Here is an 18642-nt window from a genome sequence, read left to right as displayed (position 1 = left end):
CTATCCTCCTCCTTGCAAGGCAGCCCACATTTCCTGGTCGCGCTTGTCGGTCCAGATCACGGGATCGTCGATGCCCGACGCTTCGTCGTAGGCGCGCGACACGTTGAACGGCAGGCAGTGCTCGTAGATGGCAAAGCTGTGAAATTTCGGGTCCATCACCTCGCGCGTCGCCGCCATCGATTCCTTCAGCGTGCGGCCCTTCGCGACCGAGATTTCGGCCGCGCCATAGAGCGAGGTGACGAAGTCGCGCGTCATCGCGATGGCTTCGCGCACGGTGCCAACACCCTTCAGCGCATCGCCGCGGCCCGGCGCGATCGCCTTGGGATTGAAGTTGCGGATCTCGTTCAGCGTCAGCGGCCATTCGCGCAAGTGCGCATCGCCGCAATAGCACGCCGAGTGATATTCGATGAGATCGCCGGAGAACATCACCTCGGCATCCGGCACCCAGGCGACGATGTCGCCCGAGGTGTGGCCGGCACCAAGCTGCATCAACCGCACCTCGCGCTTGCCGAGATAGATCGACATCTCGCCTTCGAAGGTCAGCGTCGGCCAGGTCAGGCCGGGGATGCTCTGCGCATCCTGGAACAGGCGCGGAAAGCGGCCATATTCCGAGTCCCAATCCTGCTGGCCGCGCTCCTCGATCAGCCGATGGGTCTCCTGCGAGGCCACGATGCCTTGCGCCTTGTAAGCGGACGCGCCGAGCACGCGCACCGCGTGATAATGTGACAGCACGACATATTTGATCGGCTTGTCGGTGACCGTGCGGACACGATCGATCACCTTGTTCGCCATCGCCGGCGTCGCCTGCGCATCGAACACGAGGCAGCCGTCGTCGCCGACGATCACCGCCGTGTTCGGATCGCCCTCGGCGGTGAAGGCATAGAGATCGGAGCCGATCTCGGAGAAGGTGATCTTCTTCTCGGAGAGATCGCCGGTGGATGCGAAATTCTTCGCCATCAATTCGTCCTTCAACTCGGTGGTTATTGTTGCTGTTGCTGTTGCTGCTGGCCGTCGATCATGCGGCGTCTGGCCAGCCCGAGCGCATCCCGCAGCACGTCGATGTCGCCGATGTGGTTGGCGAGGATCAGGACCAGCGCTGCGTCGAAATCTGCGCTCTGCTCCTCTGTGAGGCCGCGATGGGCCTCGACGATGGCGCGAAAAGCGTCGTCGGGGCGCGCGAAGTTGGAGCTGGTGGAAAGCGGCATGGGAAACCTCAATTCAAGCCCTTCAATTCAAGCTCTGGGCGCGCGACAAAGCCGCCGCAATCGCCTCACGCGTCGGGTGGCGGAAGCGCGCCGCGACGTAACCGTCGGGCCTGAGCAGATAGGCGGAGCCCGGCTCGGCGTCATAGCGCTTGGCGACCAGGCCACGGGAATCGGCAAGCCCGCCCTCGCCACCGATGCGAATGCCCTTCACGCCATCCGGCGTATCGATCGCCGCACCATTGCTGAACGACAGCAGAGTGAAGTCCGTTCCGCCCTTGCGGAACGCATCGGTCAGATAGGCCTGCTCCCCCGCGCGCGTCGCAACGGGCGCGTCCGGCATGGAACAGCCCGGCGACGGTCCACCGCGCCACGCATCCGCGTCGCGCGATGACAGCGGCGAATCGTAGCTGCATGGCACCGACAGCCGGCCGCCATTGACCATGCGCTTGCCGAACTCGGTCTCCTTGGCGAGCGACAGCACCGCCTTGCGCAGCCGCGCTTCCTGATGCGAGTTCGGCGCCATGAAATCGGTCGAGCGGGTCGATTCGCGGATGTTCTCGTCGGCCGCAAGGCTGCGCTCGACGTGATAGGTCTCGAGCAGGCTCGCGGGCGAGGTACCGCGCAGCACGCGATCGAGCTTCCACGACAGGTTTTCGGCGTCCTCGAGTCCCGAGTTCGCGCCGCGCGCGCCGAAGGGCGAAACCTGATGCGCGGAATCGCCCGCAAAGATCACGCGGCCATGGATGAAGCGGTCCATTCGCCGGCACTGGAACTTGTAGAGCGAGATCCACTCGAACTCGAACTTGTCGTGGCCGAGCATGCGCGCGATCCGCGGCCGCACATTCTCCGGCTTCTTCTCGACCACGGGATCGGCATAGCGATTGAGCTGCAGATCGATGCGCCAGACATCGTCGGGCTGGCGGTGCAGCAGCGCGGAGCGGCCCGCATGAAATGGCGGATCGAACCAGAACCAGCGCTCGGTCGGGAATTCCGCCGTCATCTTGACGTCGGCGATCAGGAACTGGTCCTCGAACACTTGTCCCGCGAACTCGGCGCCGACCATCTGCCGCAGCGAGGAGCGCGCACCGTCGCATGCGACGACATATTGCGCCTGCAGGCGATAGGCGCCCTCAGGCGTTTCGATCGTCAGCGCGACGGAATCGTTGCGCTGTTCGAGCGCCGTCACCTTGTTGCGCCAGCGCAGATCGATCGCTGGCAGGTCGCCGATGCGATCGACCAGATAGGCCTCGGCGTAATATTGCTGAAGGTTGATGAAGGCCGGCCGCTTGTGGCCGTCCTCGGGCAGCAGGTTGAACTGGTAGAGCTGGGACTCGCCGTGAAAAATGCGGCCGACGCTCCACACCACGCCCTTGTCGACCATGCGGTCTGCAACGCCGAGCCGATCCCAATATTCCAGCGAACGTTTCGAGAAGCAGATCGCGCGCGAGCCTTCGCCGATGCGATCTGCATCATCCAGCAGGACGACACGCTGGCCGCGCTGGGCGAGATCGATCGCCAGCGACAGCCCGACGGGGCCCGCACCGACGATCACGACCGGATGCTCGGCCGGACTTTGGCCGGGGCGATCCTGGTCGGCGTGGCGGCGATAGCCGAACTGGGTTTTGGCCTGATGCGTATTGGCTTGCGCCATGCGCTAACCTCGGCTCTGGTCAGGTGAGTATTGATCTGCTAGATAGTCTCACGTGCAACTAGTTTGGACCGGCGCCGGCCGGCCGTCAACTGGAATTCGGAGCGCTCTCCTTGGCGAGGACGACAGACACTGCGCTGAAGGCACGCGAGGCCGACCAGCCGTCGCCGAAGGCAAAGTCGCGGCTGGATTTGTTCAAGTTCGTGCCGTTTCGCCTCAACCGGCTCGCGGCGGAAGTCAGTTCCGCACTCGCGGTCGAATATCAGGAGCGTCACGGCCTCGACATTCCGGCCTGGCGCGTGCTTGCCACGCTCGGCTTCCGCAATGATGCCTGCAGCGCGCAGTTCATCGCGCAATGCACCCGCACGCACAAATCCACCATCAGCCGCGCCGTGACGAATTTGCTGCACGAAGAACTGATCGAACGCGTCGAAAACGAAGCCGACCGCCGCGAGTTCCGCCTGCAACTGACGACGAAGGGGCGCGCGCTCTACGAAGAGCTATTCCCGCAGTTGCTGCGCCGGGAGGACGAGATCCTCGCCTGCCTCTCCGCGCAGGAGCGCAAGCAGCTCTCGGCGCTGCTCGGCAAGATCGAGCAGAGTCTCGATCTGATCCAGACCAGTGAAGAGGCCGACGCGAAAGAGGCGTATTAGGGCGTGGGGTCCGGTTGAGAAAGCTAGGTAGGCCCGTGACGGGACTGGCTTATATGGCGGCGCTACTTGTGGCGTTTGCCGCAACTCGCGCATACGCCACCGACATAGGTTATCTGGCTCCCCCCGGAATAGCTGCAAACGAGTTTCCCTCACCACAGCGCCCCGTTGCGCGGATCGTGAGCCCACGCCGCGCCGCCGAAGAGCGACGCGACGCCCTCAATGAGGCCGGTCAGATCGCAAATGCTCTCGAACTGAAACCAGGCATGACGGTCGGCGACATCGGTGCAGGCAGTGGCTACCACACGGTCAGGCTCTCGCGCCTCGTCGGACCCACCGGCTCTGTCATTGCCCAGGACGTCACGCGGGATTACCTCGTCGAACTCGCAAGGCGAACAGAGCTTCTGAAGTTGACGAACGTGCAATTCGCGCTCGGCGAACCACATGACCCGCGCCTGCCCGCTTCCTCGCTGGATGCCGCAATCCTCGTGCACATGTATCACGAGATCGCCCAGCCCTATGCCTTCCTCTACAATCTCGTGCCCGCCTTGAAGCGGGGTGCGCGGGTCGGAATTGTCGATCTCGAGCTTCCGACATCGAAGCATGGCACGCCAATCGAGCTCTTGCGCTGCGAATTGACCGCCGTCGGCTATCGCGAAGTCGCCGCATATCAGCTCGCAGGGGACACGGGATATCTGGCGATATTTTCTCCGCCGGAGCTAGCGGCACGAAAATCCCCCCGCGATATCGTTGCTTGCGGGGATCCTGCCCGCACTCGCTGAGACCACGCCGGCCGCCTGTCTCGGAGGTTGAACAGGTCCGAAGAAGAGGTCAGACCGGAAGTCACCGGCTGAGGCTCAGACCGGCTGACTCGACATAGCGACAAAGCGATAAGAGTGTTACCTTCGCTGCGGAGCCGACGTCAGCGTTGGAAGCGATCATGAGCAAAGTCAAAACGCCTCAAGAAAAGAAGCTGTTAAGCTACGAACACGATCGACGGAACACTTACGGCGAGAACCAAAAAAGCAGCCGAAAGAACATCCCGCGCAGCAAACAGCTCTCTCATCAAGGCGAACGCCGGGTTGTCAGGCAGGTCCTTATTGGAGCGGAGGGGTATGTTGCGGACGAACGGTCGGACGAAGCGCAGTCGCAGGTAGCGCGCAAAGGTCGGATCAAGAAGCTCAAGGCATTTCGCAAATCGCCTGACACGCCGTTGGGCGAGGTCATCCAGCGACGCTCACGCAACCGACTGGAAAAAGCTGAATAGACCTTTTCAGCGACGGCCCGATGCGGCCATTATTGCGTCTTAGGGCGGATTGCCTGGTAGTGGCCCGACTCGGGCCTCCAGCGATGTTGGTTTGCTCGCTGCTTTCAGGAGCACAGCGGACATCAGGCCCACCCGATCTGAGCCGCTGTTAGGATTTACAGGGACACGCCCCGGATTCCATCACTTCGCGAACGAGCGCGACGGCGGCAGATGCAGGGCCCAGGCGTCGACCTTGTCGCTGGCGCGTGGATAGATCTCCGTCACGATCGGGTCGTGGCCGGGAATGTAGCGATCGGGATGTCCGGCGAGGCGCTCGATCGTCTCCCAGCCGGCGGCCATGTCGCCGACATTGTAAACGATCGGGAATGGGCTCCTGCGCTGAAGATTGGCGTAGTAGTGCGCGGCGTCCGAGGCCAGCACGACCGGTCCGCGCACGGTCTCGACCTTGACCACCTGCAAGCCGTCGGAATGGCCGCCGACCCGGTGCACGGTGACGCCAGGCGCAACCTCGCCATCACCGGAATAGAAATGGACGCGCTCGCCATAGACGTGACGCACCATCTGCGTGACGTGCTCGACCGAGAACGGATGTCGCAGCAGTCCGTTGCACATGCAGCGGCCCGTCGCGTAAGCCATTTCGCGCTCCTGGAGATGGAAGCGCGCATTCGGGAAACGATCGAGATTGCCGGCGTGGTCGTAATGCAGATGCGTCACGATGATGTCGCGGATGCTCGACGCCTTAATGCCAAAACGCTCCAGCGCGTCGACCGGATTGAGCGTCAGCTTGCGGGCGCGCAAGGTCGCTTCCTCGGCATTGAAGCCGGTGTCGACCAGGATGTCGCGGGCCTGCCCGCGGATCAGCCAAACGAAGTAGTCGAGGTCCTGCGCCGCGCTGTCATGCGGGTCGGGCGCCAGGAAATTCATGCTGGGGGTACGCGGCGACATCGTCGCATAGCGCAGGGCGTAGATCTCGCAGGCGTTTCCCTCGACTCTGCTCATGGCTTTGATCCCGGCTCTTGCTTTTCTGAATGGACCTGCCGCGCACCAAGCCATTGCCCGCCGTAAAGGTCAAACGTCTGAGCCTGCGGTGGACGCAGGGGGCAATGTGAGACCAATCACATTTTCGTCGCGAGTCCCGGCCTAACATGGCCGCCGGTACCGTGAACAAAAATGCATCGAGGAGAATCGTGACCGTCGAATTATTCCCCTCGGAGTCGGCTCGTGCGTCGCGGTCTATTGTCGCGATAGTGTCGAATCTCCAAGTGGTTGACGCCCCCACTCCCCGGTTTGATAATGCACTTTGCGTAAGTTAAGGTCGCCGCGGCGCAAGCTGGAACGGCGCCTTTTTGGCTGGACCGCGCTGATTATGAAAATTCGCTTCCTGTTTCTTCTGCCTTTGCTTGTCTCGTTCATCCCGGCCGCGCCATCGCTTGCGGCGGGCGACCGCTTCGCGCTGGTGATCGGCAATGCCAAATATCCTGATGCCGACAGCCCGCTGAAGGAGCCGATCAACGACGCCCGCGACGTCGCCGACGAGCTCAAGCGCGACGGCTTCACGGTCGAGGTCGGCGAGAACCTGACCGGCGACGGCATGCGCCGCGCCTTCGACAAGCTCTACGGCAAGATCAAGCCGGGCTCCGTGGCGCTGGTGTTCTACAGCGGGTTCGGCATCCAGTCGGCGCGCCAGAGCTACATGATCCCGGTCGACGCGCAGATCTGGACCGAGTCCGATGTCCGCCGCGACGGTTTCAGCATCGAGGCCATCCTGGGCGAGCTGAACACCCGGGGCGCCGGCGTCAAGATCGCGCTGGTCGACGCCTCCAGGCGCAACCCGTTCGAACGGCGGTTCCGCAGCTTCTCGGCGGGCCTCACCCCGGTCATCGCGCCGAACGGCACGCTGGTGATGTATTCCGCGGCCCTGGCCTCGGTGGTGTCGGATGCCGGCGGCGACCACAGCCTGTTCGTCCAGGAATTGCTCAAGGAAGTCCGCGTCCCCGACCTGATGGCGGAGGAAACCCTGAACCGCACCAAGATGGGCGTCACCCGCGCCTCGCGGGGCGAGCAGGTGCCGTGGATCTCGTCCTCGCTCGCCGAGGATTTCTCGTTCATTCCCGGTGCGAGCGGCTCGCGCCCGACAGCGACGACACCGCCGCCGGCGCCTCCGGCACCGACGCCCCCTGCGGTCGCCAACAACCCGCCTCCGGCTCCGCCAGCGCCACCTCCGGCTCCCCCTGCCCCGCCAGCGCCACCGGCACCGGTCGCTTCGAACAATCCGCCGCCCCCGGCCGCACCTCCGTCACCGCCCCCGGCGCCGAAGCCGCAGGTCGAGGCCGCGCTGCCTCCGCCGGCACCGCCAGTTAAGCCGGCCGAGCCCGTCCCGGCGCCGAACGCGGATGGTGGGCCGAGCGCGTCTGCGCTGGCGGAAGATCCCACCATCAAGAGCCTCACGGCCAAGATCGCCGCCAATCCTGACGACGTGAATGCGCTGTACCGGCGGGGCCAGGTCTATGCCAACAAGGGGGCCTTCAACCTCGCCATCAAGGATTTTGACGAGACGCTGCGGATCAATGCGAAGGACGTCGAGGCCCTGAACAACCGCTGCTGGACCCGGACCGTGGTCGGCGATCTCCAGGGCGCGTTGAAGGATTGCAACGAGGCCTTGCGGCTGCGGCCGAGCTTCGTCGATGCGCTGGACAGCCGCGGCCTGGTGAACCTCAAATCCGGAGCCGTGAAGAACGCCATTGCCGATTTCGACGCGGCGCTGAGGATCAATCCGCGCCTGACCTCCTCGCTCTACGGCCGCGGCGTGGCCAAGCAGCGCAATGGCTCGGCCCAGGAGGGCGCCCTCGACATCGCCAATGCCAAGGCGATGGACCCGAACATCGCCGGGGAATTCGCAACCTACGGAGTACGTTGATATTTTTTTGATTTGAGGCGGGCGGCGCCTCGAACCCCTGACGGCCTGGCCAAGACTAATCGAACGGATGCCGCAGGCGCCCTTGCCGTAGGGCCTCTTGCAGGATTTTTGGAACCGCGCGGGCTCGCGCAGGAGGGACGGACAATGAGATTGGCTGCAAAAGGACTGACCGCGATCCTGTCCATCATCACCGTCAGTGCCGCGCTGTCGCTGACGCCAGCCTTCGCCGGCGACGAGGGCAACAGCAAGAACGTCACCGAGGACGAGATCGTCCGTGCCCTGGCGCCGCCACCGAAAAAGCCCCTGACCCGCGGCCTCTCGATCGCCCCGCAGGCCGATCCGGCACCGAACCCGGCGGAAACCAAGCTGCTCCAGTCCGTCCGCGGCCGCGCCACGCGCTCGCTGTCATCGACCGAGCGCGAGGAAATCGCCTCCGCCGCCAAGGACAAGCCGAATATCGATCTCGAAATCACCTTCGACTACAACTCGGCCACGATCAGCGCCAAGTCGCTGCCCTCGGTGCAGGCGCTCGGCCGCGCGTTGACCAGCCCGGACCTCAAGGGCTCGACCTTCGTGGTCGCCGGCCACACCGACGCCGCCGGCGGCGAGAGCTACAATCAGGAGCTGTCGGAACGCCGCGCGGATTCGATCAAGCGCTACCTCATCGAGAAGTACAGCATTGCAGCCGCCGATCTCGTCACCGTCGGCTACGGCAAGAGCAAGCTGAAGGATCCGAACCAGCCGATGGCGGAGGTGAACCGCCGCGTGCAGGTCGTGAACATGGAAAACAAGACCACCGCATCGAAGTGACCACGACGTAATCCTTTGCAGTGACAAGTCGTGATGTGGTGTAAAGTCTTAAGCCCAGCGCGCGTCCCGCAGCCCTGCGGGACGCCGCTTCGTTTCGGGGAAACCCTCCCAGCAACCGCACGCCAGGCCAGGATGATCCGGCGATGAACATCTCCGAATATCTCAAGCCTGCGGGAACCGCGGCGTTCATCATTGCGCTCGGCGTCGGCTATTACTGGTTCGAGCATCGGCATCGCCCCGAGGCGAAGGAGACGCCGGGCGAGGCGCTCGTCATCGTGACGAAGTCGACCAATGCCTGCTTCTCCGACCTGGTGCGGGTGACCGGCTTCTTCGTGCCGCGGCGCGAGGCCGTGGTCATGCCCGACCAGGAGGGATCGAAGGTCACCGACCTCTTCGTCACCGAAGGCGCTGTCGTCACCGACAACCAGGAGCTGGCACGCCTGACGGCGCCGCCGCAGATCCCGGGCCAGCCGCAAAGGCCGGGCGCGCAAGGTCCGATCTCGCTGAAGGCGCCTGCGCCGGGTCTGATCACGGAAGTCCGCACCATCGTCGGCGCGCCGGCCTCGCCGCAGGCGGGACCGATGTTCCGCATCGCCGTCAACAACGAGATCGAGCTGGATGCACAGGTCCCCGCCGTCCATATGCCGAAGCTCAGCCCCGGCGCGACGGTGCGGATCAGCCGGGATGACGCCGCCGATTTGATCGGCCGCGTCCGGCTGGTCGCACCCGAGATCGACCGCGCCACGCAGCTCGGCCGCGTCCGCATCAGCGTCACCAACAATCCTTCGCTGAAGGTCGGCATGTTTGCCCGCGCTTCGATCGACGCCAAGCGAAGCTGCGGCGTCGCGGTTCCCAAGACCGCGATCGACCATCTCACCGTGCAGGTGGTCAAAGGCAACGTCATCGAGACGCGCCGGGTGCGCGTCGGGCTGACATCCGACAGCCAAACGGAAATCCTTGAAGGCGTCGACGTCGGCGAGATCGTCGTGGCCGACGCCGGCTCTTCGCTCCACGACGGCGACCAGATCAAGACCATGTTCGCCGATGAACTCGATCGCACACGGGTACGCTGATGGCTCTCAATATCTCGGCATGGTCGATCCGTAATCCGCTGCCGTCGGTGGTGTTTTCGATCATTCTCCTGATCCTCGGCTGGACCTCCTTCAACAAGCTCGCGATCACGCGGCTGCCGTCTGCCGACATTCCCGTGATCTCGGTCGCGGTGGCGCAGTTCGGCGCCGCGCCCGCAGAGCTCGAATCCCAAGTCACCAAGACGGTCGAAGACGCCGTCTCCGGCGTCGAGGGCGTGCGGCACATCACCTCCTCGATCACCGATGGCGTGTCGGTCACCACCATCCAGTTCGCGCTGGAAACCAACACCGACCGCGCGCTCAACGACGTCAAGGACGCGGTGACGCGCGTGCGCTCGAACTTGCCGCAGAACGTCACCGAACCGCTGATCCAGCGCGTCGACGTGATCGGCCTGCCGATCGTCACCTATGCCGCGATCTCGCCCGGCAAGACGCCGGAGCAGCTCTCCTATTTCGTCGACGACGTGGTCAAGCGCGCGTTGCAAGGCGTGCGCGGCGTTGCCCAGGTCGAGCGCATCGGCGGTGTCGAGCGCGAGATCCTGGTCTCGCTCGATCCCGACCGCCTGCAGGCGATGGGGCTCACCGCCGTCAATGTCAGCCAGAGCCTGCGCGGCACCAATGTCGACGTCGCCGGCGGCCGCGCCGAGATCGGCAAGAACGACCAGGCGATCCGGACACTGGCCGGCGCCAAGACGCTGAGCGACCTCGCCGGCACCATGGTCCCGCTGTTCGGCGGCGGCGAGGTCCGCCTCGACGATCTCGGCACCGTGACCGACACCATCGCCGACCGCCGCACCTTCGCCCGCTTCAACGGCGAGCCGGTGGTCGCGCTCGGCATCAAGCGCTCCAAGGGCGCCAGCGACGTGAAGGTCGCCGAAGCCGTGCAGAAGCGCATCGACGCGCTCAAGGCCGCCTATCCCGACGTCGACCTCAAGCTGATCGACACCTCCGTCGAATACACCAACGGCAATTACGAAGCAGCGATCTCGACCCTGTTCGAGGGCGCCATCCTCGCCGTCGTCATCGTGCTGTTGTTCCTGCGCGACCTGCGCGCCACCGTCATTGCCGCAGTCTCGCTGCCATTGTCGATCTTCCCGGCGTTCTGGGCGATGGACATCCTCGGCTTCTCGCTCAACCTCGTCAGCTTCCTCGCCATCACGCTATCGACGGGTATTCTGGTCGACGACGCCATCGTCGAGATCGAGAACATCGTACGGCACATGAACATGGGCAAATCGCCCTATCGCGCCGCGCTCGAAGCCGCCGACGAGATCGGCCTCGCCGTGATCGCGATCTCGCTGACGATCATCGCGATCTTCGCACCGGCGAGCTTCATGTCGGGCATCGCCGGACAGTTCTTCAAGCAGTTCGGCATCACGGTTTCGGTGCAGGTGTTCTTCTCGCTGCTCGCCGCGCGCTTCGTGACGCCGATGCTGGCGGCCTACTTCCTCAAGCACGGCAATCACGACGAGCCGCCGCCGGGCCGCATCCTGCGGACCTATCACGGCATCGTCTCGTGGTCGGTGAAGCACTATTTCATCACCGTGCTGATCGGCTTCGGCATCTTCGCGGCCTCGATCTGGAGCATCACGCTGCTGCCGCAGGGCTTCCTGCCGGCGCAGGACAGCGCCCGCTCGCTGCTGGCCCTCGAACTGCCGCCGGGCACGCAGCTCGCCTACACCGAGAAGGTCACCGAGGACATCGTCGCGCGCCTGCGCAAACGCCCCGAGGTCAAGAGCATCTTCGTCGACGGCGGGCGCGTCCCGCCGGGCACCCAGGAAGTCCGCCGCGCCGCCCTGATCATCAATTACACGCCGAAGCACGATCGCAACATCACCCAGCGCGAGCTCGAATTCTCGATCAGCCAGGAGCTTGAGAACGTTCCCGACATCCGCTTCTGGTTCCTGGACGAGAACGGCCTGCGCGCGATCTCGCTGGTGGTGACCGGCGTCGATGCCAACATCGTCAACAACGTCGCCAGCGAGCTCGCGACGCAAATGAAGCGGATTCCGACCATCTCCAACGTGATTTCGGAAACCTCGCTGGAGCGTCCCGAACTGCGCATCGAGCCGCGAGCCGATCTCGCGGCGCGGCTCGGCGTCTCGACCGAAAGCCTGTCGCAGACCATCCGTGTCGCAACCATCGGCGACGTCGGTCCGGCGCTTGCCAAGTTCGACGTCGGCGACCGCCTGGTGCCGATCCGCGTGCAACTCGAGGACGCCGCGCGCGGCAATCTCAAGACTCTGGAGCAGCTGCGCGTGCCGCTCGGCGAGCACGGCGAGAAGGGCGGCGTGCCGCTTTCCGTCATCTCCGACGTCAAGCTCGACCAGGGCCCGACCAGCATCAACCGCTACGACCGCGAACGGCAGGCCACCGTCGCCGCCGACCTCGTCGGCTCCGCCGCGCTCGGCGATGCCACCAAGAAGATCTACGAGCTGCCGGTCATGAAGAGCCTGCCGAAGGGCGTGAAGGTCTCCCCCTCCGGCGACGCCGAAAGCCTCAACGAGCTCTCCGACGGCTTTGCCACCGCGATCACCGCCGGCCTGATGATGGTCTATGCGGTGCTGGTGCTGCTGTTCGGCACCTTCCTGCAGCCGATCACCATCCTGTTCTCGCTGCCGCTCTCGATCGGCGGCGCGATCGCCGCGCTGCTCATCACCGGCAAGCAGCTCACCACGCCGGTGTGGATCGGCATCCTGATGCTGATGGGCATCGTCACCAAGAACGCGATCATGCTGGTGGAATTCGCGATCGAATCCATCAATGCCGGCAAGCCGCGCGACGAAGCGATGATCGACGCCGGCATGAAGCGCGCCCGCCCGATCGTGATGACCACGATCGCGATGGCCGCCGGCATGATGCCGAGCGCGCTCGCGGTCGGCGCCGGCGGCGAGTTCCGCTCGCCGATGGCGCTCGCGGTGATCGGCGGCCTGATCTTCTCGACCATCCTGTCGCTGGTGTTCGTGCCCGCGATGTTCATGGTGATGGATGATTTCGGCGCCCTGATCTGGCGCTTCGGCAAGCGGCTGATCGTGCACAGCGAGGACGCCGAGACCGGCGGTCATCACGAGGCGGCGGACGCCGCACCCGCGCCGAAGAGCATCGTGCACCCTGCGGCGGAGTAAGTTCCCGCCGGCTCGGCTCAGGCGAGCGCAGGCGCGGAAGCCGTCGCGGCGAAGCCAAACGCCTCGCCGCAATCGTTCCCTTACTCGTTCCGCGCGATCGCGGTCAGCTTGGTCATGTTCCGCAGCAGAATGCGGCCGCGCTGGAGATCGAGGATCGCTTCCTTGCGCCAGGCCTGAAGCTGGCGGTTGACGCTCTCGCGGGCGGCTCCGACGAAAACGCCGAGCTGCTCCTGCGAGATGTGCACCTCGGAACCGAAATCGGCCGCGAGCGCGCAGAGCCGCCGCGCCAATCGCACTGGCAGCGGCTGCAACATGGATTCCTCCATGCGCTCACTCTGCCAGCGGATCCGCTGGCACAACAGCGCGATGATCTTGATCGCGACCTTGGGCTCGCGCTCGAGGAAGGCGAGAAAATCTTCGCGCCGCAGCACGAACAATTCGCTGGCCTCGCCGGCGGTCGCATCCGCGGTGCGGCTCTGGCCGTCCAGCACCGCGACCTCGCCGAACAGATCGCCCGACCCCATGAAGTTCAGCGTCAGCCGGCTGCCGTCGGAGGCGCCGGTCTCGATCCGGACCTGGCCGCGGCGCACGCCGAACAACGCGTCGCCCGGGTCCCCCTTCTGGAACAGCACCTCGCCATTCGCCAGATGCTGGGTGTGGCAAAGGTTGGACAATCGCTGGAGTTCGTCCGCGCCGAGATCGGCGAACATGGCATTCATTTTCAGAATGACCGCAAATTCGGCCTGCTTGCTCATTTCAACGTCCTTGTGAATTCCTTGGCCAGTTTCCGTGGCAAATCGCGTGCAAATCGCTTGGAAGCATCAACGGCAGAATCGCGTAAAACCGCGTCGGAGAAGTGTGTCATAAGTCACATAACTTTGCAGCACCTCCCGACTATTTTTAGCTGCTTGGAGCGGCTTCCCGTCCCGGGATAAACTCAGGCGTAAAGGACGGGTCATCCGCCGGATTCGACGCCGCTCGTCCGTCGTTGGAAAGTCGACATGAGAGCAGTGAAATTCGCCGGCGCAGCTTTGGCCGCAATCGTCATCGTGATCGTACTCCTGCTGGTGATCGGGATCCCCTCCGGGTTTCTGACCGCGACGATTGCCTCGCGCGTCGAGCAGGCGAGCGGCTATCGCCTGTCGATCGACGGCGCCACCAAGATCAGCCTGTGGCCGACGCTGAACGTCACGCTGAACGACCTCACGCTTGCCGACCCCAAGGACCGTAGCGGCATCACGCGCCTGACGATCGACAGCGTGCAGGCCGACATGTCGCTCGCAAGCGTGTGGTCGGGGCGCCCGAAGCTCAGCGAAATCGTCGTCAGCCATCCGGTGCTGTACCAGCCGCTGCTGCGAGAGCGCCTGCCGAATGCCGATGCATCGTCGAAGCCGCTCGCGCTCGACATGGACGGCGCGACCATCGACCGCGTCAAGATCACCAACGGCGAGGTCGCATTCTCGCGCGTGCGCGATCGCGTCGACGGCCACATCAGCGCCATCAATGCCGATGCCGTCATGGGTCCCGACCGCAAGGTCAGCATCGCCGGCACGGCGCGCGTCGGCGAGCATCCGACCAAGTTCGACATCAAGGCGACCACGCCGGCGGCCCCGATCGAGCGGCAAACGATCCCGGTGGAGTTCGCCATCGACATGCCCGACGTGCTGAAGTCTCAGCTCGCCGGTCATGCCGAAATGCGGCTCAGTGGGGACGTCGTGATGATCAACGGCGTCAACGGCACGCTCGGCGATGGCGCCTTCAACGGCTGGGCCTCGGTCGACATCGCGAGCAAGCCGCTGGTGAAGGTCGATCTCGACTTCCAGCGGCTCGCTATTCCGCTGGCAAAGTCGCCTGATGGCGCGTCGGGGCAGCCCTGGAGCAATACGCCGATCGACGTCTCCGGGCTCAATTATGTCGACGCGCAGATCAGGATCTCCGCCAACGAAGCGGTTATCGGCGACGCCCGGCTTGCGCCCGTGGCGCTCGATGCAAAACTGGCCGGCGGCATCTTGAAGGCGGGCACCGCCAATCTCGGCGCCTATGGCGGTCAGGTCTCGGGCGAGCTGATCCTCGATGCGACCAGCGGCGCGCCGAGCTTTGCCATGCACTCCGACCTCGCCAACGTGCGCGCGCTGCCGCTGCTCCAGGGCCTTGCCGAATTCGACCGGATCGACGGCAAGCTGCAGGCCAAGCTCGCGCTGCGCAGCGCCGGCACCAGCCAGCGGGCGCTGATGGCGAACATGCAGGGCACGGCCTTCGTCAATTTCCAGGACGGCGCCATCCGCGGCATCAATCTCGCGCAGATGATCCGCTCGCTGACATCGGGCACGCTGTCCGGCTGGCAGGACAATGAGGCGCAGAGCACCGACCTGTCGCAGCTCTCGGCGTCGTTCCGCATCGACAAGGGCCAGGCGGTGACCACCGATCTCAATCTGATCGGGCCGCTGGTGCGCGTCACGGGCGTCGGCACAATTGCGCTCGACACCAAGATGATGGGCTTTCGCGTCGAGCCGAAGCTGGTGATGACGACCGAGGGCCAGGGCCGTGCCTCTGAGCCGATCGGCTTCGGCATTCCCGTGATGATCACCGGCGCCTGGTCGCAGCCGCGGATTTATCCCGACATGGCCGGCGTGCTCGACAATCCCGACGCGGCCTATGCCAAGCTGCGCGAGATGGGCAAGGGCCTGTTCGGGCCAGACGGCGCCGGGCTCGGCAACATCCTGAACAGTTTTGGCCTCGGCGGCGCCGCCGCACCCAATGGCGGCAACGCGGCTGGGAATGCCAATCCGCAGACACAGCCGCAGGGGCAAGGGCAGAACAATCCGCTCGGCGGGCAACTGGGTGAGGCGATCGGCAATCTGATCCAGCAGGGGCTCTCGAGCGGCGCCGGCCGAAGCCGCAGCCTGCCCGGCGCGCCGGCCACACCGGTGCCGCAGGCCTCGCCCGCACCGCCGGCCCAGGGTCCGCCTGAGGCACAGCAGGACAGCCAGCCGATGAACGACGTGATGCGGCAGCTCTTTAATCGGTGATTGGCGGACCAAGGCGACGAACTCCGCGCTCAGCCTTACACCCCCGCCTCATCCGCTTCTTCATCCGAACGGAGGAGGGAGCCTGCAGGCTGCGACAATTCACCGCTCTGCCGGCCCATCCCGGCGTTCCCCGACGGGTAACCACACCGGCCCTTGGCTGCCCCCCTGCCCGTCCAAGAGCCCAAATTGTGGTAGAAGGGCCCTGGGGCCTGTACGGCCCGTAGCGCCGGCGTCGGTCGCGGCGCAAGAGGATCCGGATGGCGGGAGCGAAAGACAAGACCTGGTTTCTGCGCGAGGGCCTGTTCGCCAAATATGTCGTCTCCCTCGTCGGCCTCGTCGTGTTCGTGCTCGCCGTCAACGGCGCGATGGAGACCTGGATCTCCTATCGCGCCACCAAGACACAGCTGACTGACGGGCTCGAGGACAAGGCGCAAGGCGCCGCCCGGCGCATGGAGCAATCCATCTCCGAGCTCGAGCGCCAGATCAGCTGGGTGACGACGGCCAGCCGGGACACGCTCGAGAAGCGCCGCGCCGACTACGCCCAGCTCCTGCAACAGGTCGCCGTCGTCTCCCAGCTGTTCCAGCTCAACGGCGACGGCCGCGAGGTGCTGCGCGTCTCGCGCCAGTCGACCACCACCGGCAGCAATGCCGACCTCGCCCGCGACATGCGTTTCACCGAAGCGGTCGCCCGCGGCGTCAGCTTTGCACCGGCCTATTTCGTCGACCAGAAGCCGGTGATGTCGATCTCGGTGGCGCATTCCGGCTTCAATGCCGGCGTCACGGTGGCCGAAATCGATCTCAGCTTTCTCTCCGAGTTCCTGTCCGACGCCCAGGTCGGCAAGGCCGCCTTCGCCTATGTGGTCGACGCACGCGGCCGCGTGCTGGCGACCTCGTCGAAGGGGCCCGATGTCGGCAAGGACCTGTCGAAGCTGCCGCAGGTGGCGGCGGCGATCGCGCCCGGCCGTGAGGCCGAGACGTCGGGCACCGACTTCAACGGCCATTCGGTGCTGACAGCCGAAAGCACCGTGCCGAAGCTCGGCTGGAGCGTGCTGTTCGAGCAGCCGACCACGCAGGCCTTGACGCCGATCCGCGACCAACTGGTGCGCATCGCGCTTTTGATCGGCATGGGCCTGCTGGTTGCGATCCTCGCCGGCACGCTGCTGGCGCGCCGCATGATCATCCCGATCAAGGCGCTGCGCGACGGCGCGCACAAGCTCGGCGAAGGCAATTTCAGCCACCGCATCGACGTGCACACCTCCGACGAGCTGGAAGAGCTGGCCGGCCAGTTCAACCGCATGGCGAGCCAGCTCCAGGAGACCTATTCGAACCTCGAAACAAAAGTGGAAGCGCGCACCCGCGACCTTGCGCAGTCGATCAACGAGCTGAAGGTGCTGGAAGAGGTCGGCCGCGCCGTCGCCTCCTCGCTCGACCTCAACGCCGTGCTGCCGACGATCGCCGCCCGCGCGCTGGAGATCAGCCACGCCGATGCGGTGCTGATCTACGGCTATGACGCCGAACGGCGCCGCTTCAACCTGGTCGAGGCCGACGGCATCGACAAATCAGTCGCCGGCGACCATGTCACGATCGGCGAGGGCGAGAACATCCTGAGCGACGCCGCCGCGCGCGGCGAACCGATCGCGCTTGCCGATCTCGACCACGCCGCCGAGCAGCCACTGCGCAACGTCGCGGTCAATGCCGGCTTCCACGCGGTGCTGGTGGTGCCGCTGATCGACCAGCAGGGCACGCTCGGCGCGCTGGTGGTGCTGCGCCGCGCGAGCGGCGCGTTCGAAGGCAGCCTCATCGGCTTGATGCGCACCTTCGCCAACCAGGCGGTGCTGGCGATGCGCAACGCACGCCTGTTCACCGAGGTCGACGACAAGAGCCACGCGCTGGAGACGGCGAACGAGACCGTGCGCGCCCAGGCCGACAAGCTGCGCGAGCAGACCGAGCAGCTCAAGAACTGGAACAAGTCGCTGGAAGAGCGCGTCGAGACGCAGCTCGGCGAGATCGAGCGCATCCGCAAGCTCGAGCGCTTCCTGGCGCCGCAGGTGGCGCAGCTGATCGCCTCCTCCGATAGTCCCGAGGGACTGCTCACCAGCCAGCGCCGCGAGGTGACGGTGGTGTTCTGCGACCTGCGCGGCTTCACCGCCTTCACGGAAGCGACCGAGCCGGAAGAGGCGATGAACGTGCTGCGCGAATATCACGCAGCGCTCGGCAAGCTGATCTTCAAATATGAGGGCACGCTCGACAAATATGCCGGCGACGGCGTGATGATCCTGTTCAATGCGCCGATCCAGTTCGAGGACCACACCGCGCGCGCCGTGAAGATGGCGGTGGAGATGCGCGACACCATCGGCCCGCTGACCGAGCGCTGGCGCAACCGCGGACATAGCTTGGGCTTCGGCATCGGCATCGCGCTCGGCTATGCCACACTCGGCCAGGTCGGATTCGAGCAGCGACTGGAATATGCCGCGATCGGCAGCGTCACCAACCTCGCCTCCCGCCTCTGCAGCGAGGCGCAAGCGAACCAGATCGTGGTCAGCCGCCGCGTCTACGGCATGGTCGAACCTTTCGTCGAGGCCCGCGCCCTCGACGATCTCCAGCTCAAGGGGTTCAACCACCCGGTGCTGGCGATGGAGATTCTGGGCTGGCGCGAGGCGGTAGACAACGTCGTGGATGCCTCAGCGGCGCGGCGCAGAGGGTAGTCAAAAGCAAAAAGTCGAAAACAACCCCATGCACAGTAGCCGGGGCCTGGTGGCGCGGCGAACTCTTGTCGCTTTTGCGGATTTTGCGAAATTACGTTGACACGTCGGGCAAAACACCGGCATGATGGCATCATCGGGCGTTTGCGCGTGGTCTCACCAAGCTCTGACGCGCTTGCCCGTCGGGCGATCGATCCG

14 protein-coding genes are annotated in these 18642 nt (G+C 65.0%); 9 read left to right on the top strand and 5 right to left on the bottom strand.

All coding sequences use genetic code 11. The features are described from left to right. Genes ACWAT4_RS02570 through ACWAT4_RS02560 form a run of 3 tightly spaced genes read right to left on the bottom strand, consistent with a single transcriptional unit; the run spans position 1 to position 2856 of the window. Positions 1 to 957 carry an MBL fold metallo-hydrolase gene (locus tag ACWAT4_RS02570; protein WP_212303639.1) on the bottom strand — a complete coding sequence of 319 codons (957 nt, stop codon included), beginning with the start codon at positions 955 to 957 and terminating at the stop codon, positions 1 to 3. 23 nt (positions 958 to 980) lie between these two features. Beyond that, entirely contained in the window at positions 981 to 1205 is a 225-nt protein-coding gene (locus ACWAT4_RS02565; RefSeq protein WP_212447227.1) for a DUF2783 domain-containing protein, read from the bottom strand. A gap of 22 nt (positions 1206 to 1227) precedes the next feature. After that, on the bottom strand, positions 1228 to 2856 hold the full coding sequence (locus ACWAT4_RS02560; protein WP_449729734.1) for an FAD-dependent oxidoreductase: 1629 nt from the start codon (positions 2854 to 2856) through the stop codon (positions 1228 to 1230). Between the two features lie 110 nt (positions 2857 to 2966). On the opposite strand from ACWAT4_RS02560, the gene ACWAT4_RS02555 reads away from it, so the two are divergent. From ACWAT4_RS02555 to ACWAT4_RS02545, 3 genes are all read left to right on the top strand, one after another. Next, the gene (locus tag ACWAT4_RS02555; RefSeq protein WP_449729733.1) at positions 2967 to 3506 is read left to right on the top strand and encodes a MarR family winged helix-turn-helix transcriptional regulator; all 540 of its coding nucleotides are present in this window, start codon (positions 2967 to 2969) and stop codon (positions 3504 to 3506) included. A 53-nt stretch (positions 3507 to 3559) separates the two neighbouring features. Further along, positions 3560 to 4285, top strand: coding sequence for a methyltransferase domain-containing protein (locus ACWAT4_RS02550; RefSeq protein ID WP_449729732.1), 726 nt, complete (start codon positions 3560 to 3562; stop codon positions 4283 to 4285). Positions 4286 to 4443: 158 nt separating this feature from the next. After that, positions 4444 to 4770, top strand: coding sequence for a hypothetical protein (locus ACWAT4_RS02545; RefSeq protein ID WP_212428174.1), 327 nt, complete (start codon positions 4444 to 4446; stop codon positions 4768 to 4770). A 180-nt stretch (positions 4771 to 4950) separates the two neighbouring features. On the opposite strand, the gene ACWAT4_RS02540 is transcribed toward ACWAT4_RS02545, so the two are convergent. After that, positions 4951 to 5769: an N-acyl homoserine lactonase family protein gene (locus ACWAT4_RS02540; RefSeq protein ID WP_212447231.1), complete on the bottom strand. Its 819-nt coding sequence runs from the start codon at positions 5767 to 5769 to the stop codon at positions 4951 to 4953. 367 nt (positions 5770 to 6136) lie between these two features. Between ACWAT4_RS02540 and ACWAT4_RS02535 the strand changes: the two genes are divergently transcribed. The 4 genes from ACWAT4_RS02535 to ACWAT4_RS02520 all read left to right on the top strand — a co-directional run bounded on the left by ACWAT4_RS02535 (position 6137) and on the right by ACWAT4_RS02520 (position 12713). After that, positions 6137 to 7687 carry a caspase family protein gene (locus ACWAT4_RS02535; RefSeq protein ID WP_449729731.1) on the top strand — a complete coding sequence of 517 codons (1551 nt, stop codon included), beginning with the start codon at positions 6137 to 6139 and terminating at the stop codon, positions 7685 to 7687. Between the two features lie 144 nt (positions 7688 to 7831). Further along, a complete protein-coding gene (locus ACWAT4_RS02530) occupies positions 7832 to 8497 on the top strand; it encodes an OmpA family protein (RefSeq protein ID WP_212303646.1) in 666 nt (221 codons plus the stop codon). 143 nt (positions 8498 to 8640) lie between these two features. Beyond that, complete coding sequence (locus ACWAT4_RS02525; protein ID WP_212303647.1) at positions 8641 to 9570, top strand: efflux RND transporter periplasmic adaptor subunit; 930 nt, start codon at positions 8641 to 8643, stop codon at positions 9568 to 9570. After that, the gene (locus tag ACWAT4_RS02520; RefSeq protein ID WP_212428177.1) at positions 9570 to 12713 is read left to right on the top strand and encodes an efflux RND transporter permease subunit; all 3144 of its coding nucleotides are present in this window, start codon (positions 9570 to 9572) and stop codon (positions 12711 to 12713) included. Before ACWAT4_RS02525 ends, ACWAT4_RS02520 begins: the two co-directional genes overlap by 1 nt. An 80-nt stretch (positions 12714 to 12793) precedes the next feature. Here ACWAT4_RS02520 and ACWAT4_RS02515 read toward each other — a convergent pair whose 3' ends face one another. Further along, a complete protein-coding gene (locus ACWAT4_RS02515) occupies positions 12794 to 13468 on the bottom strand; it encodes a Crp/Fnr family transcriptional regulator (protein WP_212303649.1) in 675 nt (224 codons plus the stop codon). A gap of 246 nt (positions 13469 to 13714) precedes the next feature. On the opposite strand from ACWAT4_RS02515, the gene ACWAT4_RS02510 reads away from it, so the two are divergent. Beyond that, a complete protein-coding gene (locus ACWAT4_RS02510; protein ID WP_449729730.1) occupies positions 13715 to 15742 on the top strand; it encodes an AsmA family protein in 2028 nt (675 codons plus the stop codon). A 257-nt stretch (positions 15743 to 15999) separates the two neighbouring features. Further along, the gene (locus tag ACWAT4_RS02505; RefSeq protein WP_449729729.1) at positions 16000 to 18447 is read left to right on the top strand and encodes an adenylate/guanylate cyclase domain-containing protein; all 2448 of its coding nucleotides are present in this window, start codon (positions 16000 to 16002) and stop codon (positions 18445 to 18447) included. Positions 18448 to 18642 lie beyond the last annotated feature (195 nt).

This window comes from Bradyrhizobium sp. T-1, from assembly GCF_053592855.1.
Note: the sequence above shows the minus strand (reverse complement) of the source record. Positions and strands in the feature narration are given on the sequence as shown.